We start from the raw sequence: 24,874 nt of genomic DNA, 5'->3' as shown, positions 1-24,874 counted from the left end.
GCGGCGCCCTGGCATCGCGGCCGCGTGAACACACATCAGAGCAACGAAGGCGGTGGTTTGATCGAAGCGGGCGCGCGGCGTTCGCTGCTGCCGGCCGTGCTGATTGCCATGGCCGCATTGCTCGCTGGGCTCGCTGTGACGGCCTGGCTGTGGCGTGAGCGGGTTGAGGGCGAACGGGAGGCCTTCGAACGGAATTTCCATGCGACAGCGCAGGAGGTGATCTCCCGCATGGACACCGACGTCGGCAGCGCGCTGACGATTGCGCGCGCGATGGCGGCGTCGATTCGACTCCTGCCCGCCTTGAGCGCCGATGATTGGCGCAGCCTCCAGAAGGATGTGCAGGTCGATCGCATCGAACCGCCGATCGCTGCGCTGATGCTGGTCGATCTGGCCAGCCCTGAAGCGGCCGACATGCGCCTGCGCTTCGATTACCTGACCAACCCTTCGTCAGGCGCGTTTTCGGCGTCCGACCCGTGGTTGTTGCGACTCGCGCAGGGCGCCAGCGCACGTGCCCTGCTGGCCAATGATGCAGCGGTTGCGACAGGCGGTGACACACGCCCCGGGGGCGCCTCGCTGGCGGTGCTGGCGGTGCCGGTGACGCGCGGATCGGTGTTGCTGATGTTCATCGATGCGCAGCGCTGGCTCAATGCGCGCGGCGCGATCCTCACGCAGGATGCTGCCGTTCGGGCGGTTGAGATTGTCGGTGCCGGGCATGACCGGCTGATCGCCGAGACATCGCACTACCCGCGCGAGGCCGACACCACCGAGGTCGGGGTCTTCACGCTGGGTGAGCAGCGCTGGGCCTTTGAGGTGGCCGCACTGTCGGAGCCGCCGGGCTACCTGGCGCGTCTGGGTCTGTTGGTGCCTGGCCTGGTTGCAAGCCTTGCGCTCGCCGCGGTGCTGTTCTCGCTCGCCGCGCGAAAGGGGCTCGCGGATCGCGTGGTGGCGCGGGTGCGGCGCGATCTCGCCGACACCGAACGCCGTTTTGAGCGGGCCGTGGCCGCAAGCGAAGACGGCATCTGGGAGTACCAGCGGGCCTCCGGGCGCTGGCTGTTGTCGCCGCAAGCGTGCGCAATGCTTGGGCTCGCACCGCGGCGCGAGGGCTTCGGCCTGGCCGCGCTGATCGCGAGGGTGCTGCGGGAGGATCGTGCTGCGCTGGTTCGCGCCTTGCGCGAGGCGGCCACCGCGCGGGGTGCGCTGGATGTTGAATGCCGTGTACAGGCGCAGGACGCCGGCATCCGCTGGATCCGCGTGCGCGGTCAGGCCAGCGCACCGGAGCGTGGCAACGAAGGTTCCGTGATTGGCGCGCTGTCGGACGTAAGCCTGCACCGCCGTCTTGCCGAGCGCCTATCGGATCAACAGGCCTTCCTGTCGCGGGTGCTCGATGTGGTGCCGGTGCCGATTGCCGTCAAGGCGCGCGACGGCGAGATCCAGCTGGTTAACAAGGCGTTCGAGCGGGCGTTGGGGCTTGCCCGCAGCCTGACCATCGGCCGTACCACGACGGAGGTTGCAACGCCTCAGATCGCATCGCAGATGGCGGCGCTGGAGGCCATGCTGCGCCGGCCGGGCGACTCGGTCGAAGCGCGCATGTGGCTGGATCTGCCGGCCGGGCATCGGCATCTGCGCGTGGCGCGCACGCTGTGCGAGGGCGCCGACGGCCGTGACATGGTGGTGGCCAGCTATGTGGACATCACCGACGAAACCCACGCCGAGGCGCGTGAGGTCGCCTTCCGCAATTACCTGCAGGGCCTCATCAACGCGATGCCGCATGCCTTCTTCGTCAAGGATGCGAACTCGCGCTTCATCATGGTCAACCCGGCCTTCTGTCGCATGTACGAGCAGGACGGGGCCGAGGTGATTGGCAAGACCCCGTTCGAGGTCTACAGCGATCCGGCGCTGGCGGCGTCACAGTTCGAGGACGATCAACTGGTACTCGCCGGCGGCGAGATCCGTGGTCGCGAACTACGCTTCCATACCCCTGCCGGCACGTTGCGCGTGACCCGGGTACACAAGGCGCGCTGCCTCGACCCGGAAGGCAACCCGTTGATCACGGGTGTGGTGACCGACGTCAGCGACCTGGTGGCTGCGCAGGAAGGCCAACGCGAGGTGATCGAGCGGCTCGATGCCCTCTACCGCAATGCGCCGTTCGGACTGGCCCTTGTCGACGAGACGGGCCGCTTCCTGCAGGCCAACCCGGCCTTCTGCGACATGCTTGAAACCAGCGAAGCCGTGTTGCGCGAACGTACGCTCGATAGCCTGAGCCCGCCGGAACTGCGGCGCGATCACCGAGGGCGGCTGGCGGCCTTGCTCGCGTGCGGCCGACTGGCGCCCTTCGAGACACGTTTCCGCGGTGAGTCGCGCGAGCTTGCGGTGCGCGTCGCCGGCGCGGGCCTTGGGCATACCCGGCGCGGATTCCAGCTTGCCTGGACGATTGTCGAGGACATCAGCGAGCGCGTGGCCGCAGCGGCGGCACTGACTGCGTCCGAGCACCGCTGGCAGTTTGCGCTTGAGGGGGCGGGCGATGGCGTGTGGGACTGGGACCTCACGCGCAATCGTGTCTATTTCTCCCCCCGCTGGAAGGCGATGCTGGGCTACGCGGAACAGGAGATCGGCGACGAACTGCTCGAATGGGAGTCCCGCGTTCACCCGGATGATCTGCCGGTCGCTCTGGCGCAGATCCAGCAACACCTGCGCGGTGAGACGCGGGTGTACTCATCCGAGCATCGGATGCGCTGCCGCGATGGCAGCTGGAAGTGGATTCTCGATCGTGGACAGATCATCGAGCGGGATGGCGAAGGGCGCGCCCAGCGTTTGATCGGCACACATACCGACATCACCGCGCGCAAGGCGGCTGAGGATGCGCTGCGACGCAGCACCGCCATGCTCAGCGCGATCAGCGCCGCGCAAGAGTCCTTCATTCGCGCGCCCGACGCGGGGCGCGCGTTCGACGGATTGCTCGCCGACGTATTGCATTTTGCCGACAGCGAAATGGGATTCATCGGCGAGGTGGTGCAGCGTGAGGCGGGCAGCGTGCTGCGAATTCACGCTGTCGCGCATGGCGAAAAGAACCTTGATGCGCAAGCCTTCTATCGCGCTCATGCAAACGACCTGCTGGAGTTCCACAACCCCGATACCCTGATCGGGGCCGTGCTGCGCAGTGGCGACACGGTGATTGCGAATGACCCGCCGCGCGATCCGCGCGCGGGCGGGTTGCCGCCCGGGCACCCGGCACTGACGAGCTTTCTCGGGCTGCCCGTGCGATACGGCAAACATGTAGTCGGCGTGGTCGGTGTTGCCAACCGGCCCGGCGGCTATCGTCCCGAGGACTGCGCTGCGCTCGAACCGCTGCTGCGTACCTTCGGCGAGATCATCAATGCGCGTACCACCGAACTCGCCCGTCGTGCGGCGGAGGCGGAGCTGGCCCAGCACCGCGATCGCCTTGCCGAGCTGGTGCGCGAGCAGACTGCAGACCTCGTCGCCGCCAAGGAGAGCGCTGAAGCGGCCAACGAGGCCAAGAGCGCCTTCCTGGCCAACATGAGCCACGAACTTCGCACGCCGCTGCATGCGATCCTGTCCTTCGCGCGGCTGGGCGACTCCAAGGTCGGGCGTGCGGCGGAAGATCGGCTGCGGGAATACTTCCAACGCATCGCAACCAGCGGTGAGCGCCTGCTCAACCTGCTCAACGACCTGCTCGATCTGGCCAAGCTGGAGTCCGGCCACATGCGTATCGAGATCTCGGCCGTGCAGCTTGAGGCGCTGGTTCGCGACACGATCGCCGAGTACGAAGCCTGGTTTGCCGCCAAGCACCTGCAGGTGGACGTCCGCCTTGCATCGGGCGCACTGGTCGCCTGGGCGGACCCGGTGCGCTTCGGCCAGGTGCTGCGCAACCTGCTTTCCAACACGGTGAAGTTCTCGCCCGACGGCGGCTCGGTCCGGCTGGCGCTTGAGCCGGCGATGCTGCATGGCCCGGGCGGTGTCGAAATTGATGCGGTCGAACTGAGCGTGCGCGACGACGGCATCGGTATTCCGGAATCCGAACTCGAAACCGTGTTCGACAAGTTCGTCCAGAGCAGCAAGACGCACACCGGCGCAGGTGGCACTGGTCTGGGTCTCGCAATTTCCAGAGAGATTGTCGCCGCCCATGGCGGCGTGATTTTCGCTCGCAACAATCCTGATGGCGGCGCGACCTTCGTCGTGCGCCTGCCCGCCGTCAGGGATCTGCCGAAGGAGTAAGCATGTCCCGCTCGCGCATCCTGGTCGTCGACGATGAGCCCTTCAACCTGGAGATCATCTGCGACTACCTTGAAGACTGCGACTACGACCTGGTGACGGCGCAGGACGGTGCCAGTGCCCTGGCGCATCTCGAGGACCCGGCGCAGCGCTTCGACGTGCTGGTGCTGGACCGCATGATGCCGGGCATCAGCGGCATGGAGGTCCTGCGGCGCGTGAAGCAGCACGAGCGCCTCAAGGCGATCCCGGTGATCATGCAAACCGCCGCAGCGACGCCCGATCAGGTGCGCGAAGGCCTGGCCGCCGGCGCCCACTACTACCTGACCAAGCCTTTCGAATGCGATTCGTTGCGCGCGGTGATCCGCACCGCACTGGATGACCAGCGGCGGCGCGCCGAACTTGCGGATCGCATCCACGAGCATGTGGTCGCGATGCAGATGATCGACCGGGCGGAGTTCTCGGTACGCACATTGGAGGAAGCGGCCGCGGTGGCGACCACGGCGGCCCTGGTCTGCTCACGCCCCGAGGCGGTGGCGATGGGCCTTGCCGAGCTGCTGGTCAACGGGGTTGAGCATGGCAACCTCGGAATCGACTTCGAGGCCAAGGGCGCACTGAAGGAATCCGGCACCTGGGCGGACGAGGTGCGAAAACGTCTCAGCGCGCCGCAGAACCTCGCCAAGCGGGTGCGGCTCACGGTGCAGCGCGAAGGCGCGCGCTGGCACTTTCATGTGCGCGACGACGGGCCGGGTTTCGACTGGCAGCGTTTCATCGAACTGGATCCGTCACGGGCGTTTGCGCCGAACGGCCGCGGCATCGTGCTGGCGCGGCAGATCGCGTTTGACGAGGTGCGCTACGACGGCTGCGGCAACGAAGTGCATGCCTGGTGCAGCGACGGCATGGAGGTGGGCGAATGAGTGCCAGCAACGAAATCCCCGCGGGGGCATGTCGCGTTCTGGTTGCCGATGACACCGCTGCCAACCGTACCCTGGTCCGCGCCTACCTGAGCCGGCTCGGCTTTGAAGTGCTGCTTGCCGAGAACGGCGAGCAAGCGCTGGAGACCTTTGCGCGCGAGCGCCCGGACATCATCCTGATGGACGTCATGATGCCGATCATGGATGGCCTGGAAGCCACGCGGCGGCTGCGCGCGGGCGACGGCGCCTCGGTGCCGATCGTGATGCTCTCGGCACTCGGCTCCGAAGGTGATGTGGTCGGCGGCCTGGACGCCGGTGCGGACGATTACCTCGTCAAGCCGCTGTCCTATCAGATCTTTGCCGCGAAGATGCGCACGGTGTACCGGGCGCTCAGCCTTCAGCGCCAGCGCGATGCCGCGGCCGAAGAGGTGCGCGCGATTTCGCTTGCGATGAGCGATGGTCTGGTGGTGTTCGATGCAGGCGGGCGGATGCGGACCGTCAACCCCGCGCTCTGTGCCATGCTCGGTCAGAGCGAAGCGACGATGATCGGCGCGCCGGTCTTCGGGCTCTTCGTGCCGCCAGGCGACCGCGAGTTACTTCGCGCGATCGAACAATGCCAGTCGGGCGAGCAGCAACCGGCTCGCGAAGTCGCCGCGCTGGGGGTCGATGGCCAGGTGGTGCCGCTTGAACTGGCACTTTCCACGATGAGCGCCGCGCACGGAACGATGTATCTTGCGGTGCTGCGCAACATCTCCGAGCGCAAGCGGGCCGAGCGCGAGCTTGCGGCGTACACGCTCGAACTCAAGCACTACCACGATGAGGCTGAGCGCGAGAACGAACTCGCGCTCGAAATCCTGGAGCGGCAGATCCGTCGCGGTGGCCTGCAGGAAGCCGGCATCGCGTACCGTGTGTTACCCGCGCAGCGCTTTTCGGGCGACATCGTGCTTGCCCAGCGGGCACCGGACGGGCGTCTGTTCGCCTTGCTCGCTGACGCCACCGGCCATGGTCTCGGCGCCGCCGTCAGTGTGTTGCCGGCCGTGGCGGAGTTCTACCGCGCGGTCGCCACGTCGCCAGCGCCGGGCGAACTGGTGGCATCGCTCAACAACGTACTACAGGAATCGCTGCCGATCGGCCGCTTCGTCGCGGCTGCGCTGGTTTGCGTCGATAGTGCTGCCGGGCGTGTTCATGTGTGGGTGGGCGGCACGCCCGATGTGCTGCGGCTGGGGCCGACAGGCGAGGTACTTGAGCGCTACGCCTCGAGCGCGCTGCCCTTGGGGATCGACACGCTGACGCCGGAAGCCGCCGCCTGCGCAAGTAGCCCGGTTACACCCGGCGAACAGGTGCTGATCTTCTCCGACGGTTTGCTCGAAGCCGTCGGCGACGGCGGGGCTCAGTTCGGTTATGCCGGCGTCGAGGCCGCGCTGCGCGACGGCGTGGCCGACGACCGTCTGGCTCAGCTGGAGCGCGAGGTGGCGCGGCACTGCGGAAACGCGGCGCCACACGACGATGTGTCCCTGCTGTTGATCAACGCCTGAGCCGCGTCCGCACTTCCTGCGGGCCGCGCCGCGCGGCCCGCGGCGCTTTTCACTATCATCGCGGCATGGCTCCCCCCAAGCTCCCATGTCGGGTCTGATCGAACCCTTGTCGCGCCGGCTCGACCGCTGGACCTCGACGCGCGTCGAGGCCCTCGTCGGCCTTGGCGGCCTTGCCGTCGTGGTGGTCGCATTGTTCGCCGCAATGGCACCGTTTCAGGAAGCGCGCGAGGCGCGCGAACGCGAAGCGCTGGCTTTGACCGGCCGCGCAGCGACCGATGTGCAGCGCGATCTGCTGCGTATGCTCGACGTCACCGACTTCGTGCTCGACCGCGCTGCGCGGCGTGTTTCGAACGGGGTGCGCGGGCCCAAGGCAGTGCAGGACGATCTGGCGAGCGACCTGAAGGATCTGCTCGGTGGGCTGGTCGTGTTCGACCAGCGCTTCCGCTTGATGGATGCAGCCCGCGGCGGCCCGCGCGACGCCAGCCTGCTTGCCGAGATCGCCGGCAAGGCCGCGCCGGATGTGCTCGACCTGCTGCCCGCTACCGACGACCGCCTGTATGCGGTGCGCGTGTGGAGTGGCGATGCGATGGTCGACGAGACGGCGCCAGCGGGTGTCGTTGCGGAGATTTCGAAGACTGCGCTGCGCGAGATCCTCAGTGTCCACACCTTGCGTGGCGGTGGCGAAGCCTTTCTCTTGCGGCGCGGTGGTGAAGTGCTCGCACACAGCGGCGCCAGCGGGCCGGATCTGCCCGTGCGTTTGTCGGAGAGTGTGCGCAAGGCGATCGAACTGGGCCGGGAAACCGAGTTCTCAAGCGCCGACGACCGGCACCTGTTCGCGCTGCGGCGGCTCGCCGAATATCCGCTGCTCGTGGTGGTGGCCTTGGATGGTGCGGGCGTGCGGGCCGCGGTGGGTACGCCCGGCCGCATCCAGGGCTGGGGCTTCCTGTTGCTGGCGGGCTTCGCCTTCGGCACCACGCTGATGCTGATGGGCGCCACGCGTTCGATGCGACGCGCGCGTCTGCGCGGCGAGCAGGAGTCTGCGCTGTTCGAGGCTTCACCCGACCCGATGCTGCTGGTGCGTCGCGACACGAGCGGCGACTTCCTGTGCGAGCGGATCAACCCGGTCGCACGCCGGCTGTTCCGCGCACAAGGTCGTACCGGCGATGTGCCGATCGGCGAGCTGTCGGCCGGGGAGACGCTGCGGCGTGCGTTGGAACACATTGCGAGCCAGACGCGGCACAGCATCGGCGCCTTTGACCTGAGCGTGCCGCTGGACCGCGACAGCGCGCAGGTCGAGATCTCGGTGGTGGCGCTGCCCGCGTCGGAAGATCGCTTGCCGCGCTTCGCGATCATCGGCCGCGAACTGACCGCGCAGCGGCAGGCGGAGCGCGCGCTGCGCGAGCGGTCGCTGCAGCTTGAAGCGATCATCGATTCCGCGATGGACGCGGTGCTGATTACTGACGCCTCGCGCCGCATCGTCATGTACAACAAGGCGGCCGAGAACATGTTCGGCTACCGCGCCGAGGAGACGATCGGCGAAGACGTGCTGATGCTGCTGCCGGAGCGCTATCGCAGCCTGCCTGCCGAGAAGATCCTGCTGCAGGCGCGGCGGCGCGCCAGCTGGCGGTTGCGCGGCGGCGCGCGGCCCTTGCTCGGGCGGCGTCGCAATGGCGAGGAGTTCCCGCTCGAACTCGCGCTGTCGCGCGTCGAACTGGGTGACGCCACGCTGTTCACGCTGATCCTTCGCGACATCACCGAACAGGTCGGCGCCGAGCTTGAGATCAGCGTGCTCAACGATTCGCTGGAGCAGCGCGTGATCGAACGTACCGCCGAGTTGCAGCGCGCCTACAAGGAAATGGAAGCCTTCTCGTATTCGGTGTCACACGACTTGCGCGCGCCCCTGCGTGCGATTCACGGCTACACCTTTCTGCTGATCGACAGCGAGGGCGAGCGGCTGACGCAGGAGGGCCGCGGCCTGCTCGATCGCGTGATGAAGGCTTCGGTGCGGATGGGGGAGTTGATCGACGACTTCCTCGATTTCTCACGTGTGGGCCGTGCCGAGCTGACGCGGCAGAAGGTGGACATGGGGCGCCTGGTCGCCGAGGTGGTGTCCGATCTGCGCGTGCCGTACCCGGACACCCGCATCTCGGTCGGCCTCTTGCCCGCCGCCTACGGTGACCCGCGGCTGCTGCGGCAGGTATGGGTGAACCTGATCGGCAATGCGTTGAAATTTTCGTCGCACACCAATGAGCCCCGGGTGGATATCGGCGTCACGCAGGTGCGCGGGCAGGTGTACTACTACGTGTCCGACAACGGCATCGGCTTCGACATGAATTACGCCGACAAGCTGTTCGGCGTGTTCCAGCGACTGCATGCGTCGCGCGAATTCGAGGGCACCGGTATCGGGCTGGCGATCGTCAAGCGGATTGTCGAGCGGCACATGGGCGAGGTGGCTGCCGAAGGGGCGCCGGGGCAGGGCGCGACGATCTCGTTCACGATTCCCTGACCAGACAGGCTGGCACGCCGATTGCATTGTTTTGCGGCCAAACCCCCTGAGCCCAATCAATGCTGAGAGTCCTGATCGTCGACGAGTCCAAGGAGCGCGCACTGGATCTATGCCAGGGTGTCGCTGCTGCCGGCCACCTTGTGGCGGCAGTGCTGGCCGACGCGGCCGAGCTGGCAAAGCGGGTGCAGGAGATTCAGCCGGATGCGGTATTGATCAGCACCGAATCGCCCAGCCGCGACACTCTCGAACACCTTGCCACGCTCGATCGCGATTACCCGCGACCGGTGATCGTGTTCTCGGGTGACGACGACGAATCCATCATCCGCCGCGCGATGCGCGCGGGTGTTGCGGCCTATGTGGTGGATGGATTGGTGCCGGAGCGCGTCGAGTCGCTGATGAAAGTGGCGGTGGCGCGCTTCGAGGAATTCCAGGCCCTGCGCCGCGAGCGCGACGACGCCGAGCGCAAGCTATCGGACCGTATCGCGGTTGACCGGGCGAAGGGCATCCTGATGCAGGCGCGTGGTTTGTCAGAGGACGACGCCTACCATGCGCTGCGCAAGCTCGCGATGGAGCGCGGGCGGCGCATCGGCGAAGTGGCGCAGGACGTGATCGAGTCCGCCAAGCTGCTGATCGGCTAGAGGGCCTGCGTCCGGGCGCTTCCTGCACCGAGAACCGACACCCGGCAAAGGCCGGGTGTTTTCGTTTCTGGGGTGCCCCAGTGTGGTGCGCTCGGGTGTCCGTGACGTGCATGTTCGCACTGGCGCAGTGCAGCATTGATCCGGTGCGCCTTCATCGCGGTTTGCACCGCACAAGTGCCGAAAACCGAAGTCTCGCGATCGCGGCGCATACGAATTCCCGGGCTTTTCCTTTTGAACCATGGAAAACCTTTTAAAAACAATTGCATGCAATCGCTGGCACGTCGGTTGCAAAGGGCTGAGCAAGGCAGGCGCCAATGGCGGCGACTGCAGCGGTCCGAGGCCTGCCAATGACGGCAGCCCGGGCGGCAACGGACAAGGGCGTCCTCCGAGCGTGTTGTGCACGCACGGTGGGCGCCTTTTTGTTTTGCGGAAATCCTGACCCTTGCTGCGGAGAGACAACCATGATCGATCGCCCCTCGGACAATGAACTGAGCCGTCGCGGCTTCCTGCGCCAAACGCTCGCCCTCGGTGGTGCTGCGGCCGCCTCCAGCGTGATGCCGTTCTCTGGCGCCTGGGCCGCGGGCTCGGATGCCCCGGAGAAAAAGGAAGTCCGCATCGGCTTCATTCCGCTGACCGACTGCGCATCGGTCGTGATGGCTGCGGTGCAGAAGTTCGACGAGAAGTACGGCATCAAGATCATCGCCACGAAGGAAGCTTCCTGGGCCTCGATCCGAGACAAGCTCGTGAATGGCGAACTCGACGCCGCGCATGTGTTGTACGGCCTGGTCTACGGCGTGCACATGGGCATCGGTGGCCCGAAGAAGGATATGGCGGTGCTCGCCACGCTGAACAACAACGGTCAGGCGATCACGCTGGGCAACAAGTTCCGCGACATGGGCGTGACCGACGGCGCGGCGCTGCAGAAGGCGGTTGCCGCGAAGCCGGGCGAATACACCTTCGCGCAGACCTTCCCGACCGGTACACACGCGATGTGGCTGTACTACTGGCTGGCCGCAAACGGCATCGACCCGATGAAGGATGTGAAGGTCATCACCGTGCCGCCGCCGCAGATGGTGGCCAACATGCGTGTCGGCAACATGGACGGTTTCTGTGTCGGTGAGCCGTGGAACAACCGCGCGATCATGGACAAGATTGGCTTCACCGCGGTCACCACGCAGGACATCTGGACCGACCACCCCGAGAAGGTGTTGGGCACCACCGCGGAGTTCGCGCAAAAGAACCCGAACACCGCGCGCGCAATGACCGCCGCGATCCTCGAAGCCGGCCGCTGGATCGATGCCTCGCTCGCCAATCGCCGCAAGACGGCCGAGACGATCGCACAGAAGTCCTACGTCAACACCGACATGGACGTGATCCTCGAACGCATGCTGGGCCGCTACCAGAACGGGCTGGGCAAGAGCTGGGACGACAAGAACCACATGAAGTTCTTCAATGACGGCGCGGTGAATTTCCCCTACCTGTCCGATGGCATGTGGTTCCTCACGCAGCACAAGCGCTGGGGTTTGCTCAAGGGCGAGGTGGACTACGCCGCTGTGGCCAAGTCGATCAACCGCATCGATATCTACAAGCAGGCGGCCGCCGCCGCAGGGGTGTCGCTGCCCAAGTCGGATATGCGCAGCAGCAAACTGATCGACGGCGTGGTGTGGGACGGCAAGGACGCGAAGAAGTACGCCGGCAGCTTCAAGATCAAAGTTGCCTGACCTCGCCATCGACGCGGGCCGCGGTTTTCTGCGGCCCTGGGACCCCCTTACTGGCGCGGCCGCTGTGAGCCGCGCAGAGGAGCACAACATGAGCGCTGTTTCGATGACTGCCTCCAACCTCGCGGCCGAGCCGCTGGCCGTCGAGCCCCGCACGCACGCCCAAGCCGCCGCGACTTCCGAAACCTCCGCCGCGCCACAGGCGACAGTGAAGCCAGCGCCAGCGCCGCGTTACCGCGCACCGCTGGGGCCGCGGGTGAACGCCGTGCTCAAGAAAGTGTTGCCGCCTTTGTTCGGCATCGGCCTGCTGCTGGGCGTATGGGCGATCGTGGCGATGAAGACGCAAGGTTTTCCTGGCCCGCTGCAGACCTGGGCCGCGGCGGTCGAGATATTCGCTGACCCGTTTTATCGCAACGGCCCGAACGACCAGGGCATCGGCTGGAACATCCTGTCGTCGCTGCAGCGGGTTGGCATCGGCTTCGGCATCGCCGCGCTGGTCGGTATCCCGATGGGCTTCCTGATCGGCCGCTTCAACTTCCTCAACAGCATGCTCGATCCGCTGATCTCGCTGCTGCGCCCGGTCAGCCCGCTGGCGTGGCTGCCGATCGGCCTGCTGGTGTTCAAGAAGGCCGACCCGGCGGCGACCTGGACGATCTTCATCTGCTCGATCTGGCCGATGATCCTGAACACCGCGCAGGGGGTGCAGCGCGTACCGCAGGACTACATGAACGTCGCACGGGTGCTGAACCTGTCGGAGGTCAAGATCATCACCAAGATCCTGTTCCCGGCCGTGCTGCCCTACATGCTTACCGGCATCCGGCTTTCGATCGGCACGGCCTGGCTTGTCATCGTTGCAGCCGAGATGCTGACCGGCGGTGTCGGCATCGGCTTCTGGGTATGGGACGAGTGGAACAACCTGAAGGTCGAGCACATCGTGATCGCGATCTTCGTGATCGGCATCGTCGGCCTGATGCTGGAACAGGCGCTGCTGCTGATCGCCAAGCGCTTCTCCTACGGCAACAACTGATTCGCACCGGAGCCCCGTCATGAGCAAACCCATGGTGAAAGTCGAAAACGTCGGCATGGCCTTCGACACCAAGAGCGGGCGCTTCACCGCGCTGCGCGATATCGATCTGGCGATCGGCGAAGGTGAGTTCGTTTCGCTGATCGGCCACTCGGGCTGTGGCAAGAGCACGCTGCTCAACCTGATCGCCGGCCTTACGCTGCCGACCTCGGGCAACGTGATCTGCGCCGGGCGCGAAGTGGCCGGCCCGGGGCCGGAGCGCGCGGTGGTGTTTCAGAACCATTCGCTGCTGCCCTGGCTGACCTGCTTCGAGAACGTCTATCTGGCGGTCGAGCGCGTCTTTGGCACCCGCGAGCGCAAGGTGAAGCTCAAGCTGCGTGCCGAGGCCGCGCTGGAGATGGTGCACATGGAACATGCGATGCATAAGTACCCGCACGAAATCTCCGGCGGCATGAAGCAACGCGTGGGCATCGCACGCGCCTTCGCAATGGAGCCCAAGGTGCTGCTGATGGACGAGCCCTTCGGCGCGCTCGACGCCCTGACACGCGCAAGCCTGCAGGACGAGCTGATCGGGGTGATGGCGAAGACCGGCGCCACGGTGGTGATGGTGACGCACGATGTCGACGAGGCGGTGCTGCTGTCGGATCGCGTGGTGATGATGACCAACGGCCCGGCCGCGACGATCGGCGAGATCCTCGACGTGAACATCCCCAAACCGCGCAACCGGCTCGAACTCGCGCACGATCCGCAGTACGTCAGCTGCCGCGCCGCGATTCTGGAGTTCCTCTACCAGAAGCAGATGAAGAAGGCCGCCTGATCGGCCGGTCTTCCCGAGAGCAACGGCCCGCCCCGCGCGGGCCGTTTTCGTTGCAAGGGATCAGCCCCCGCACGGCGCGGGCGCTTCGGGTAACCTAGCGGCACAACAAATGCCGCAGGCCACCAGCTGGCGGCAATAGTCCAGGGAGCAGACCCGCAATGAACAACGGACACGGGGATCGCGAACGCCGCACCGCGGTGCGCATCCCGCTCGGCACCGAAGCCTTCATCCAGCCGGCCGCCTCGCAACATCCGCCGCGCAAGGCGCGTTGCGTGGATCTGAGCGTCGACGGCATGACGCTGCATACGGTGTATGTGCCGCGACCCGACGAAATCTTCGAAGTGATCGTGCGCCCGCACGACGGCCCGCTCGCCGGTCCGCCGATGCATGTGCGCGCACAGGTGAAGCGTTGCCACCCGGTGAACGGCTCCGCGATCTACGAAGTCGGCGTGAAGATCGTCGAAGTGCTGAAGTAGCGCCGGCCCAGCGGCCGCGCTGTCCGCCTACGGGAAGGTGAACAGCACCCGCGCGCCCGCTGGCACGTTGGCCAGATTCACGTAACCCAGCGTGCCCGGTTGCTCCAATACGCGCCGGCTCACATCGGCTGGCGAGAGTTCGGGCGGCGGCCGGCCCTGCGCCGAGAAAACGACCCGCGCCCAGTAGGCACGCACGCGCGTGCCGCTCATGCCGGCCACGCCGCTGTAGAACAGATCGCGCGCCTGCTTGTCGGCGTTGTCGACGGGCTGCAAAGCAACCTCGCCTGCCTGTACTTGCTTGCGCCCGAGGAACAGCTCGCGCAGATCCGCAGCGCTGAGCTGATTGATCGCGACCGAGGCGCTGATGATCACCGCGACCCGGTCTTCACCCGCAGCCGCAAGCGCCGCCGGCTGCAGCATGGCCGACAGCCACATCGCCGAGAGCAGGGTGCCAAGTGCCGCGCGCATCAGAAGACAAAGTCCAGGTTGAGGGTGAGCAGGCGCTCGGACTTGGGCGCCTCACGTGAATAGCCGGGGCCGATGTTGCCCTGGAGGCCGGTTCCGCCTGAATCCGGTTTCACCCACTCCACTGCGCTTTTGAGCATCAGGCGCTCGCGCAGTTCGAGATTCATGCCCAGCGTGAGCGAGCGTTGATCGCTGTGCTGGTTGCGGTAGAGCACACGCAGCAGCGATTCGGCCGCTGGGTTGGCGGAATGGATCTTCTGGCCGTGCGTCCAGCGTTCGGCAACCATCAGGTAGGGCAGTGCGGGGCCGAAGCGATGGCCGGCTTGCAGATAGGCGCCGCTGCGATCGATCAGGATGCTTTCGTTCCAGGCCCGAGCCCATTCGGCCTGCACGACCCAGGTGTCGCTGTCGTAGGCCAGCCCCAGCGCGAGCGCGCTGTTCGGCTTGTCTTCCACAATCGCCGCCTCGCCAGCGGCCGGATCGAGCTTCGCCAGCAATTGCAGCGCCTGCCCGACCACGCCGCTGGGCGCGAAGCTGACACGGTCATGCGTGAAGGAGGCGGATGCCAGCCAGCCGCCAGACTCCCATTGGGCGCGCAGGAAGCCGCCGCGATAGACGATTTCGTCGGCCTTGCCTGCCGTTGACGCCACGGCGCCGCTGCTCACTTCGCCGCCGCCCGCCCGCAGCTGTAGGCGCCCGCCGTTGAGCGGCATCTGCCAGCTCAAGTCAGCGCCATCGAGTCGCGTGGTCGGCTGCACGCCATACACTTCGCGCGGCGGGCGCGGCCACGGGTTGGCGAAGCGCACGTAGCGGTAGTCGGTGGCGAGGAAGGTGGAGGACTGAAAGCGCCCGATGCGCAGTGCGAGCTGATCGGTGGCCTCCCAGCGCAGGCTCCCGACGCTCAGGCGCGGCGTCCAGGTGCCTTCCGGCAGGTATTCGGACAGCACTTGCAGCGTCGCGCCGAGACTGCCGGTGATCCGCGCATCGAGCTGTAGCCCCAGGTTTGAATCGAGACTTCCGCTGGACTGGCCGGTGCGGCCCGGGCCGTCCGGCTGTTGCGTGCCGACGTAGTCGGCGTCGGTTGAGCTGTACCACGAGTAACCGGCGGTGCCGAAGCCTGACAAGCGCAGGCGATCCTGCAGCCAGTCGCTGGTGGGCGCAGCGTCGTCTGCCGCACGCGCAGAGACGCCGGCCAACATTGCCACGATGCAAAAGAGGCGGATCAGCGCTGCTGAGACCATCAAGCCATGTCGCTTTGGTGCTGCGGATTGTTCGTCCGATAACGGCAGCGCGGAGCGCCGGGTTGAGCGCGGAACGTCACGCCGGCCCCAGGATTCTTGCCTCCCACGCGGCCAGCGTGTCGGCTGCCGGATTGTGGTGGTTTGTCAGCAGGCAGGGCAGCTCCGCAAGTGCCGGGGGGAGCGGCTGTGTGGTGTCGGAGAAATTCAGCGCGACGACGCAGCGCCCCATTTCACTCGTGCGCTCATAGAGCCAAAGCGCGGGGTGCTCGGCGTCGAGCAGGCGGTAGCGGCCGCTACGCAGCGCCGGTGTGCCTTGGCGCAGCGCGATCAGCCTGCGGGTGTAGTGCAGCACCGAATCCGGGTCGGCCTCGGCGGCGGCGACGTTGTGCCCGGTGTAGTCCGGGTTCGGCGCGATCCAGGGCGCTGCGGCACTGAAGCCGGCGTTCGGCGCTGCCGACCACTGCATCGGCGTGCGCGCGTTATCGCGGCTTTTCTTGCGGATCATCGCCAGGGCGCTTGCCGCATCAAGCCCGCGTGTGTCGGTCAGCCAGCGCCAGGCGTTGAGCGTTTCGATGTCGCGGTAGTCGGCGATCGAATCGAAGGCGACATTGGCCATGCCGATTTCGTCGCCCTGGTAGATGAACGGCGTTCCCCTCAGCGTCAGCAGCAGGGTCATCAGCAGCGTGGCGGATTCGCGCCGGTAGCGGCCGTCGTCGCCATAGCGCGATACCGCGCGCGGCTGGTCGTGGTTACCCAGGTACAGGCTGTTCCAGCCGTGCGGGTCCATCCCGTCCTGCCAGCGCGAAAGTGTGGCGCGCAGCGCGGGCATCCTCATCGGGGTGCTGTCCCACTTGCTGGCGCCGGGGGCGTGGTCGAGATCGACATGCTCGAAGTGGAACTGCATGTCGAGCAGCGGGGCGCGTTCGTCGGTGATCTCGCGTGCGAGTTCGAGTGGCATACCGGGCGTTTCACCGATGGTGACGAGGTCCGTGCCGGCGAAGACTTCACGTCGCATCTCGGCGAGGTAGTCGCGCATCCGTGGGCCGTTGAGGGCGCGATCCATGCCGCCCTCGTTACCGCCCGCCCCAAGGCCATCGGGCTTTGAGATCAGGTTGATCACGTCCATGCGGAAGCCGTCGATGCCCAGCGCCACCCAGCGCCGCATCATCGCGAACAGTTCGGTGCGGAAAGCGGTGCTCTCCCAGTTGAGATCCGGCTGTTTCTTCGAGAACAGGTGCAGGTAGTACTCGCCGGTGGCTGCGTCGTATTCCCAGGCCGGGCCGCCGAAGACCGATTGCCAGTCGTTGGGCGGGCCGCCGTCCGCTGCCGGCGGGCGCCAGATGTACCAGTCGCGCTTGCCGGAATCCTTGGTCGTGCGAGATTCGACGAACCATGCGTGTTCGTCCGAACTGTGGTTGGCGACCAGATCCATCACCAGCCGGATGCCGCGCGCGTGCAGCCCGTCGCGCAGCGCGATCCAGTCCTCCCGCGTGCCGAAATCCGGCTGGATCGCCTCGTAGTCCGAGATGTCGTAGCCGTTGTCGTCGTTCGGCGAGGCGTACACCGGGCACAGCCACACCATGCCGATACCGAGGCTGGCGAGGTAATCGAGCTTGGAAGTGATGCCGCGCAGGTCGCCCACGCCGTCGCCGTTGCTGTCGCAAAAACTGCGCGGGTAGATCTGGTAGGCGACGCAGCGCTTCCACCAGGGCTGGTCCATGGGTCAGCCCTGCTGGCGTTTCATCAGAGCCACGAGCTGGTCAAGCGCCTTGCCCCAGCCTTCCTCAAAGCCCATCGCTGCGTGGGCCTGGCAGTCGGCCTCGGTGGCGTGGCGGGCGAGGGCGTGGTAACGGGTGCCGTTAGCCTCAGGCGTGAGCGTGATTTCGGCCGTGATGATCGGGCCTCCGGCCGAGGTGTTGGCCGGGCGGAATTCGGGCCCGAGCGCGTTGGTCCACACCAGTCGGCGGCAGGGTTCCACTGCAAGGTAGCAGCCCTCGTGCGGGAAGCTCTGGCCCTCGGGCGAGCGCATCACGGTGTAGAAGCGCCCACCGGGCCGCAGATCGATCTCGCTGGCGATGGTCTCCCACGGGGCGGGGGTGAACCATTGGGTGATCAGCGCCGGGGTGGTCCAGGCCCGCCAGATTGCCTCGGGGGGCAGGTCGACGATGCGTTCGAACACCAGATCGAGATTGCGCGTGTCAGGGGTATTGTTGGGCATTGGGGGCTCCTCGATCCGGGTTGGGGTATGCGTAACTGTCAGCGCCGCCCGGGGCTCAGTCAAGGCGTTTGCGCGCCTTGTCGGGCGACAGGCCGCGGCTTGAGCCATACTGGATCACCACCCCCGACCGCTGCCCGATCGTACCGTGACCCGCATTCATCGGATCCTGCTGCTCGCGCTTGCTTTCCTGCTGCCGTTGGCGAGGCCGGCGCTCGCCGGGGCGAACCCCGAATCACGCTGCGCGAGGCCACTGCATCTGGCGTACTCGATGCTGCCGCCCTTGTACTACCAAGACGCCAATGGCGACGGCCGCGGCATCGAGGTGGATCTGGCGCAGGAGCTGGCGCGCCGCACTGGCTGTGTGCTGCAGCCGACTTATGAATCGCGGATTCGCCTGTGGGCGGCCTTCGATGCATCACAAGTCGATATTTCGATGTCCGGCGTTGCAACCACCGAACGCGAGCGATTCGCGGTGTTCCTGCCCTACCTGCATTTCCGCAACGTGCTGCTGATGCGAAATGAGGCCCATGCGACGCCTCCCGCCAGCGCGAATCCAATGAATGATCCCGAGACCTCGCTCGCCCTGACGCGGGGTTTTCACTACGGCCCATCGTGGGAGCCGTGGATCAGTCAGGTGCAGTCGCGCGGGCTCGTGAACCTCGTGGCGGAGGAAGGTGACGCAGTTCGCCTGGTCGCGATCGGCCGTGCGGATGCGACGATCGTGCGCGAGATCGCCTGGCCCTACTACGCGGGCCAGTACAGCGACCGGCCCTTGCGCAAGGTCGACGTGGGTGCGAGCGCTGGCGCGATGTCGGTGGTGTTGTCGCGCAAGACGCTCGACCCGGCTGTCCACAAGGCCTTTGCCAAGGCCCTGTCCGACATGCGGGCGGATGGCAGCCTGCGGCGCATTTTGCAGAAGCATTTGCCGGCGGATCTGACGGACAGGGTGATTGAGAGCGGGCGTTGAGTTTGTTGAAGGCCGACGGTTTGCCCGTTTTCGCCTTGCGATTCGCCGTGTCGCGTTGCGATTGTGTGTCCGCTGAAGCCGGGTCCCGCCCCGGCGGGCGGGTTCCTTTCTTGTGCCGACAAGAAAGGAACCAAAGAAGCGGCCCCCGCTTCAACGCCACGCCTGCGGCAGGGTGCCCTGCGCTGCTCGAATCATCGGGTGGCTGCGCAACTCGCCCTCGCTACGCTCGGAGCTCAAACAGTGCTCGCCACCGCCGCGCTACACGCGTCGGAACCCGATGCTTCTGCGCTGCTCGGCGTTTCAGAGGGGGAAGGAAAAGCGTCGGCGTTTCTCCGCTGCCGGAATCCGAGAAAAGCGGCTGGGCGTTCGGATACGCCTGCCCGGGATTCTGCTGCGCTCCATCCAAGCTAAGAAAGACCGCCGAGTGTCGCTCAGCGGATGGTTTTGATTTTCGGGTCCCGTCGAGAGCGCCGAGTAGCGGAGCGCGATCGGGAAGAAGGCCGAGGACTGTCTGAGCTCCGAGCGCAGCGAGGGCGAGTTCCGCAGGCCCCCGGTCGGGCGAGCAACGCAGGGGAGTCAGGCGCTACGCGCCTGACCGCGAACGCCGGGTCGTCTTTTCTTGGTTACTTCTTTTGACGAAGCAAAAGAAGTAACACGCCCGCTGGGGGCGGGACTCCAGCCAACGCGCCGTCGGTAGGTGTCTATCTCACCTCCTAGACGTTGGGCCTCGCCGGGCTCCGCCCTGCCTACGAGAGCATCCCCGTTCACTTGCCGCGGAGTTCATATTTTGTCGTCGCCACTTCAAAAGGGTTCTGTGACTTCCAACTATCGCAGGTTGGGCTGTAATTCCAGACTTTGTAGCTTCCACTGGCGAACGAACTGCCGGTTTGATAGTCGACGTGCGATGCGAGTATCGCGCGTGTTCGGAGGTCAACAATCTGAGTCTCCAGCCTTTGGATTACGATTGGCCGACCTACATGCTGGATTCGGTGTCGGCGCATGACCGCCTTGTTTGGATACCATCCCTCCCACCCATCTTGGGTTGTGAAGTATTCGAATTCCTGCGGCTTGTTTAGCGGATCAATTCTTAACTCGGCGATCTCGTCCGAGTGCTGATTAATCCACTGCTCGGGGTCCGTGCCTATGATTGTTCCGGCATCTTTCGCGCAGTAGTAGCGGTGCGCGACGATCGTCGGAATGAAGTCCCAGAAAACCGGCAAGTAAAGGCTTAGAAACGCGAGCGTCGCACACGCGATGGCGACGCTGCGGTTCAGTTTCCGCCCCTGCCGCCAAGCCCACCCGACAAGGCAGGCCATGGCGACTACATAGATTGCCCCAAGGACGAGGTAGGCCAAGCCAATCATGTAAAGATCCTTCGCTAGGTGGGGTCGTTGCCGCGATACGTTCGTATCCGCGGCGTTCGAGCTAAGCGCGTGCTATCGACGCATCGGAACTCGTGAATTGCCGCAATCTGAATGCGGCAATTCACGGTCGGCGAACACCGAAACGCTTCTGGTGGATATTGTCGCCATTTCCCTCGCTACCTATGTGAGGGCATGTCACGCTGCACGGCAAATTCACTGGTGGTCGCCGCGCGCGGAGAACCTAATCGCCCACGAGCGGCACAAACAGCCCACTCCATCCCCGCGTAGCGATCCGCAAGTGCTTACTCCCGCGGCGCAGCGTGATCGCGCAGCCGTCGGCCAGCGCCAAGCGGGTGAGCCAGTTGGCGGCGGGGCCGAGGCGGAGTTGGTCTTTGCTCAGGCGGGCTTCGAGGTCTGCGCCGCGGCGGCAGATCACGCCGGCGCCTTCGGCCCACAAGTTCTCTCCGCTTTTCACCAACGTCAGCATCAGCGCACCGTTGCGCTCGGTGATCGATACGACCATCGGGTGACCATCGTCCATCGTGGTTTCTTCCCAGCGCAGCGGGAAGGTTGGCTCGCCGGCGAGTTGGCGCAGCGCGTGCAGGCTCGCGGCACATTGCGCGGAATCGTCGCTCTGCGCGTCGGGGGCGAGCAGCAACGCGATCGCGGCAGTCAGGAATCGGAGCGGGCGCCTCATTCCATCGAGTGTGCCGGGCTGATGTGTCCGGGCTGCGACAGCACGGTCTTTTGATAGGGGCTGCCTATTTAACTGATCGAAACGATCAATTGGATTGATGCTGGCCAAATCCCTAATCTGCATCCCGTCGCACAACACTTTGTCCTTACCCCGAACAGCACAGGAGAAACACCATGAGCGCTTCCCTTATCAACACCGAAATCAAGCCCTTCAAGGCCACCGCCTTCCACAACGGCAAGTTCGTCGAGGTGTCGGATGCCGATACCAAGGGCAAGTGGTCGGTCTTCTTCTTCTACCCGGCCGACTTCACCTTCGTGTGCCCGACCGAACTGGGCGACCTCGCCGACAACTACGCCGAGTTCCAGAAGCTGGGTGTGGAGATCTACGGCGTGTCGACCGACACGCACTTCACGCACAAGGCCTGGCACGACACGTCGGAGACCATCGGCAAGATCAAGTACCCGCTGATCGGTGACCCGACCCACCTGCTGTCGCGCAACTTCGGCGTGCTGATCGAAGAAGCGGGCCTCGCCGAGCGTGGCACCTTCGTGGTCGACCCGGCCGGCAAGATCCAGATCATCGAAGTGAACGCCGGTGGTATCGGCCGCAACGCCGAAGAGCTGCTGCGCAAGGTCAAGGCCGCGCAGTACGTCGCCAGCCACCCGGGTGAAGTGTGCCCGGCGAAGTGGAAGGAAGGCGAAGCCACGCTCGCACCGTCGCTCGACCTCGTCGGCAAAATCTAAAGCCACGATTGCGCCTGCTGCGTGGGCCAATCTCGGGGCTGTGATGCTCGCCGTACCGCTCGTACGGCTGCGCTTCTCGCCCTGACCTTGGCCCGCTCGCGACGGCGCACTCGCGACTTTGGTCGCGCAGCCAGAGCCGCCTCGGCGGCTCGCAGTGCAAAGCGGGTTGGAATGCGCGCTTTGCACTGCGATCCACAGAACCCCCCGGCCCTTGCCCGACGCAAGGGCTCGCAAAAAGGAGTGCCTCCATGCTTGAAGCGAACATCAAGGCCCAGTTGAAGGCTTATCTCGAACGACTCGTGCAGCCGATAGAGCTGGTCGCCTCGCTCGACGACGGTGCCAAGTCGCGCGAGCTGCACGGCCTGCTCGAAGAAGTCGCCACCCTGTCGGACAAAGTCACCCTGCGGGTGGATGGCAGCAACGCGCGCCGCCCCTCGTTTGGCGTCAGCCTCAAGGGCGAAACGCCGCGCGTGCATTTCGCTGGAATCCCGATGGGCCACGAGTTCACTTCGCTGGTGCTCGCATTGCTGCAAGTGAGCGGCTATGCGCCGAAGCTGGAAGAGGGCGTGATCTCGCAGATCAAGGCGATCGAAGGCAAGTTCAGCTTCGAGACCTTCATCTCGCTGTCGTGCCACAACTGCCCGGACGTGGTGCAGGCGCTCAACACGATGGCGGTGCTGAACCCCAACTTTGAAGCGGTGATGATCGATGGCGCGCTGTTCCAGGCCGAGGTCGATGCGCGCCAGATCATGGGCGTGCCCTCGATCTACCTCAACGGCGAGCTTTTCGGCCAGGGCCGCATGGGCGTCGAGGAGATCCTCGCCAAGGTCGATACCGGCGCCGCGGTGCGCGAAGCCGAGAAGCTCAACCAGAAGGGTGTGTTCGATGTGCTGGTGGTGGGCGGTGGCCCGGCCGGCGCATCGGCGGCGATCTACGCTGCCCGCAAGGGCATCCGCACCGGCGTGGTGGCAGAGCGTTTCGGCGGCCAGGTGATGGACACGATGGCGATCGAGAACTTCATCTCGGTCAAAGCCACCGACGGCCCCAAGCTCGCCGCTGGGCTGGAGCAGCATGTGCGCGACTACGACGTCGATGTGATGAACCTGCAGCGTGCCGTCGGGCTGGAGCCGGCCGCCACGCCGGGCGGCCTGCACACGGTGAAGCTCGCCTCCGGCGCCACCTTGCAGAGCCGCAGCGTGATCCTCTCGACTGGTGCGCGCTGGCGTGAGATGGGTGTGCCGGGCGAGCAGCAGTACAAGACCAAGGGCGTGGCCTTCTGCCCGCACTGCGACGGCCCGCTCTTCAAGGGCAAGCGCGTGGCGGTGATCGGCGGCGGCAACTCCGGCGTCGAGGCGGCGATTGACCTCGCAGGCATCGTCGCCCATGTCACCCTGCTCGAATTCGCCGACACCCTGCGTGCCGACGCGGTGCTGCAGAAGAAGCTGCACAGCCTGCCGAACGTGAAGGTCATCACCTCGGCGCAGACCACCGAAGTGACCGGCGACGGCAGCAAGGTCGACGGCCTCTCGTACAAGGACCGCGTCAGCGGCGCAGCGCACCACATCGAACTCGAAGGCATCTTCGTGCAGATCGGCCTGCTGCCGAACACCGACTTCCTCAAGGACGTCGTCAAGCTCTCGCCGCGCGGCGAGATCGAAGTCGACGCCCGCGGCGAGACCTCGGTGCCAGGCGTGTTCGCAGCCGGCGATGCGACGACGGTGCCGTACAAGCAGATCATCATCGCGATGGGTGAGGGGGCCAAGGCAAGTCTGGGGGCTTTCGACCACCTGATCAGGACTTCGGCGCCGGCGTGATTGGCGGCGGAGGTTGAATGGAACAGCCCGCCCGGTGTGAGCCGCGGCGGGCTGTTTGTATTTCTGCGCCACTTCGACGCCCAAGGCTCTGTTGATTCCGGCTCGCGACTGGACATCTTTCATCGCAACGGTGTGTCCGTTCAAGCCGAGACCCGCCCCGGCGGGCGGGTTCCTTTCTTGTGCCGACAAGAAAGGAACCAAAGAAGCGGCCACCGCTTCAACGCCCCGCCCGCGGCAGGGTGCACTGCGCTGCTCGAAGCATCGGGTGTCTGCGCAACTAGGCCCTGCGTGCCTCAGACAGTCCTCGCCACCGCCGCTTCGCGTCGGAACCCGAAGCTTCTGCGCTGCTCGGCGTTTCAGAGGGGGGTGGAAATGCGTCGACGAGCAACCGCAGCGGGACTACGAATACGTGACGCGCGGTAGAGGCTCGACGTTTTTGACTTTGGGTCCCGTCGAGAGCGCCGAACGGAGGTGTCGGCCGGCGGGGTAGTCCAGACTCGCTGTTTGAGGCGCGCAGCGCCGAGTTCGCGAGGCCGGCCGACGGGCGATACCGCAGCGAGGGGAGCCCGCAGGGCCGTGAACGCCGGGTCGTCTTTTCTTGGTTACTTCTTTTGACGAAGCAAAAGAAGTAACACGCCCGCCGGGGCGGGACCCGGCTTCAGCGGGAACGCAGCTCCGATTCATCTCGGTCGATCGACGAATGCCGTCCGCGAAATGTGTGGTGGGTTGTGCAACGCACCTCGATCCCCTCTCCCTTGATCTGCATGAAAGCACGCGATGCTGCATTGCAGCACCCTTGCGGTCCGCCGCGAAGCGGCACCCAATAAAACCAAGGAGCAGTTTGATGAAGGACCATGCAGCGCACGACCACACCGCCAATCCCGCCCCGCTCGGGCTGTTGGGATTCGGCATGACGACGGTCTTGCTCAACCTCCACAACGCGGGCGTGTTTGAGCTCGGATCGATGATCCTCGCGATGGGCATCTTCTACGGTGGTATCTGCCAGGTGTGCGCCGGGCTGATGGAGTGGAAGAAGGGCAACACCTTCGGCACCGTGGCCTTCACATCCTACGGCTTCTTCTGGCTGTCGCTGGTGGCGCTGGTCGTGCTGCCGAAGACCGGGCTTGCGACGGCGACCTCGTCGGGCGGCATGGCGGCCTATCTGGCCATGTGGGGCGTGCTTACCCTGGTGCTGTTCATCGGCACGCTGCGCCTCAACCGTGTGACGCAACTGGTGTTCGCCTCGCTCACGGTGCTGTTTGCGCTGCTCGCGGTGGCGGACGCTACCGGCAACGAAACCCTGAAGCTGGTGGCGGGTTGGGAAGGCATCTTGTGCGGGGCATCGGCGATCTATGCGGCCGCTGCGCAAGTGCTCAACGAAGTGTATGGCCGCACGGTGCTGCCGTTGGGCGACCGAGCCCAGCACAAGGTTGTGCCGCTGCACTGCAAGGCCGCCTGACAGCAGGCACGATGCAGGTGCCGGACGCTGCACGGCCGCGGCGCCCGGCTT

The 24,874-nt window shown here is 65.7% G+C and carries 19 protein-coding genes; 13 read left to right on the top strand and 6 right to left on the bottom strand.

Translation table 11 applies throughout. From position 1 onward, the window contains the following. Nucleotides 1–24 precede the first annotated feature (24 nt). From JY500_RS16485 to JY500_RS16445, 9 genes are all read left to right on the top strand, one after another. A complete protein-coding gene (locus tag JY500_RS16485) occupies nucleotides 25–4,233 on the top strand; it encodes a PAS domain S-box protein (protein WP_206253847.1) in 4,209 nt (1,402 codons plus the stop codon). Between the two features lie 2 nt (nucleotides 4,234–4,235). Further along, entirely contained in the window at nucleotides 4,236–5,144 is a 909-nt protein-coding gene (locus JY500_RS16480; protein ID WP_206253846.1) for an ATP-binding response regulator, read from the top strand. Further along, nucleotides 5,141–6,676: a SpoIIE family protein phosphatase gene (locus tag JY500_RS16475; protein ID WP_206253845.1), complete on the top strand. Its 1,536-nt coding sequence runs from the start codon at nucleotides 5,141–5,143 to the stop codon at nucleotides 6,674–6,676. Before JY500_RS16480 ends, JY500_RS16475 begins: the two co-directional genes overlap by 4 nt. An 85-nt stretch (nucleotides 6,677–6,761) precedes the next feature. Continuing rightward, nucleotides 6,762–9,182 (top strand): ATP-binding protein, encoded by a 2,421-nt coding sequence (locus JY500_RS16470; RefSeq protein ID WP_206253844.1) that lies wholly within the window; start codon nucleotides 6,762–6,764, stop codon nucleotides 9,180–9,182. Between the two features lie 59 nt (nucleotides 9,183–9,241). Beyond that, nucleotides 9,242–9,820 carry an ANTAR domain-containing response regulator gene (locus tag JY500_RS16465; protein ID WP_172196964.1) on the top strand — a complete coding sequence of 193 codons (579 nt, stop codon included), beginning with the start codon at nucleotides 9,242–9,244 and terminating at the stop codon, nucleotides 9,818–9,820. Nucleotides 9,821–10,281: 461 nt separating this feature from the next. Continuing rightward, nucleotides 10,282–11,541 carry a CmpA/NrtA family ABC transporter substrate-binding protein gene (locus JY500_RS16460; protein ID WP_206253843.1) on the top strand — a complete coding sequence of 420 codons (1,260 nt, stop codon included), beginning with the start codon at nucleotides 10,282–10,284 and terminating at the stop codon, nucleotides 11,539–11,541. An 88-nt stretch (nucleotides 11,542–11,629) separates the two neighbouring features. Then, nucleotides 11,630–12,565, top strand: coding sequence for a nitrate ABC transporter permease (gene ntrB, locus JY500_RS16455; RefSeq protein ID WP_246479657.1), 936 nt, complete (start codon nucleotides 11,630–11,632; stop codon nucleotides 12,563–12,565). Between the two features lie 19 nt (nucleotides 12,566–12,584). Next, nucleotides 12,585–13,379 carry an ABC transporter ATP-binding protein gene (locus tag JY500_RS16450; RefSeq protein ID WP_172196968.1) on the top strand — a complete coding sequence of 265 codons (795 nt, stop codon included), beginning with the start codon at nucleotides 12,585–12,587 and terminating at the stop codon, nucleotides 13,377–13,379. A 158-nt stretch (nucleotides 13,380–13,537) separates the two neighbouring features. After that, nucleotides 13,538–13,855 (top strand): PilZ domain-containing protein, encoded by a 318-nt coding sequence (locus tag JY500_RS16445; protein ID WP_172196970.1) that lies wholly within the window; start codon nucleotides 13,538–13,540, stop codon nucleotides 13,853–13,855. Between the two features lie 27 nt (nucleotides 13,856–13,882). Here JY500_RS16445 and JY500_RS16440 read toward each other — a convergent pair whose 3' ends face one another. From JY500_RS16440 to JY500_RS16425, 4 genes are all read right to left on the bottom strand, one after another. Continuing rightward, the gene (locus JY500_RS16440; protein ID WP_172196972.1) at nucleotides 13,883–14,323 is read right to left on the bottom strand and encodes a hypothetical protein; all 441 of its coding nucleotides are present in this window, start codon (nucleotides 14,321–14,323) and stop codon (nucleotides 13,883–13,885) included. Beyond that, the gene (locus tag JY500_RS16435) at nucleotides 14,323–15,561 is read right to left on the bottom strand and encodes a hypothetical protein (RefSeq protein ID WP_206253842.1); all 1,239 of its coding nucleotides are present in this window, start codon (nucleotides 15,559–15,561) and stop codon (nucleotides 14,323–14,325) included. The genes JY500_RS16440 and JY500_RS16435 overlap by 1 nt, the downstream gene beginning before the upstream one ends. Before the next feature lie 76 nt (nucleotides 15,562–15,637). Next, nucleotides 15,638–17,281 carry an alpha-glucosidase gene (locus JY500_RS16430; RefSeq protein ID WP_206253841.1) on the bottom strand — a complete coding sequence of 548 codons (1,644 nt, stop codon included), beginning with the start codon at nucleotides 17,279–17,281 and terminating at the stop codon, nucleotides 15,638–15,640. A 3-nt stretch (nucleotides 17,282–17,284) separates the two neighbouring features. Next, nucleotides 17,285–17,779, bottom strand: a complete 495-nt coding sequence (locus JY500_RS16425) for an SRPBCC family protein (RefSeq protein WP_206253840.1) — start codon at nucleotides 17,777–17,779, stop codon at nucleotides 17,285–17,287. A gap of 145 nt (nucleotides 17,780–17,924) precedes the next feature. On the opposite strand from JY500_RS16425, the gene JY500_RS16420 reads away from it, so the two are divergent. Next, a complete protein-coding gene (locus JY500_RS16420; protein ID WP_206253839.1) occupies nucleotides 17,925–18,746 on the top strand; it encodes a substrate-binding periplasmic protein in 822 nt (273 codons plus the stop codon). A gap of 764 nt (nucleotides 18,747–19,510) precedes the next feature. On the opposite strand, the gene JY500_RS16415 is transcribed toward JY500_RS16420, so the two are convergent. Next, nucleotides 19,511–20,110, bottom strand: a complete 600-nt coding sequence (locus tag JY500_RS16415; protein ID WP_206253838.1) for a hypothetical protein — start codon at nucleotides 20,108–20,110, stop codon at nucleotides 19,511–19,513. 241 nt (nucleotides 20,111–20,351) lie between these two features. Further along, nucleotides 20,352–20,807: a hypothetical protein gene (locus tag JY500_RS16410; RefSeq protein WP_206253837.1), complete on the bottom strand. Its 456-nt coding sequence runs from the start codon at nucleotides 20,805–20,807 to the stop codon at nucleotides 20,352–20,354. A 173-nt stretch (nucleotides 20,808–20,980) separates the two neighbouring features. Here JY500_RS16410 and ahpC point away from each other — a divergent pair, with 173 nt between their 5' ends. From ahpC to JY500_RS16395, 3 genes are all read left to right on the top strand, one after another. Next, complete coding sequence (gene ahpC, locus JY500_RS16405) at nucleotides 20,981–21,550, top strand: alkyl hydroperoxide reductase subunit C (RefSeq protein WP_172196986.1); 570 nt, start codon at nucleotides 20,981–20,983, stop codon at nucleotides 21,548–21,550. A gap of 248 nt (nucleotides 21,551–21,798) precedes the next feature. Beyond that, nucleotides 21,799–23,364 (top strand): alkyl hydroperoxide reductase subunit F, encoded by a 1,566-nt coding sequence (gene ahpF, locus JY500_RS16400; protein WP_206253836.1) that lies wholly within the window; start codon nucleotides 21,799–21,801, stop codon nucleotides 23,362–23,364. An 844-nt stretch (nucleotides 23,365–24,208) separates the two neighbouring features. Then, nucleotides 24,209–24,823, top strand: coding sequence for an acetate uptake transporter (locus JY500_RS16395; RefSeq protein ID WP_206253835.1), 615 nt, complete (start codon nucleotides 24,209–24,211; stop codon nucleotides 24,821–24,823). Nucleotides 24,824–24,874 lie beyond the last annotated feature (51 nt).

The organism is Niveibacterium microcysteis, from assembly GCF_017161445.1.
GTDB lineage: Bacteria > Pseudomonadota > Gammaproteobacteria > Burkholderiales > Rhodocyclaceae > Niveibacterium > Niveibacterium microcysteis.
This window is presented reverse-complemented; position numbering and strand designations above follow the sequence as displayed.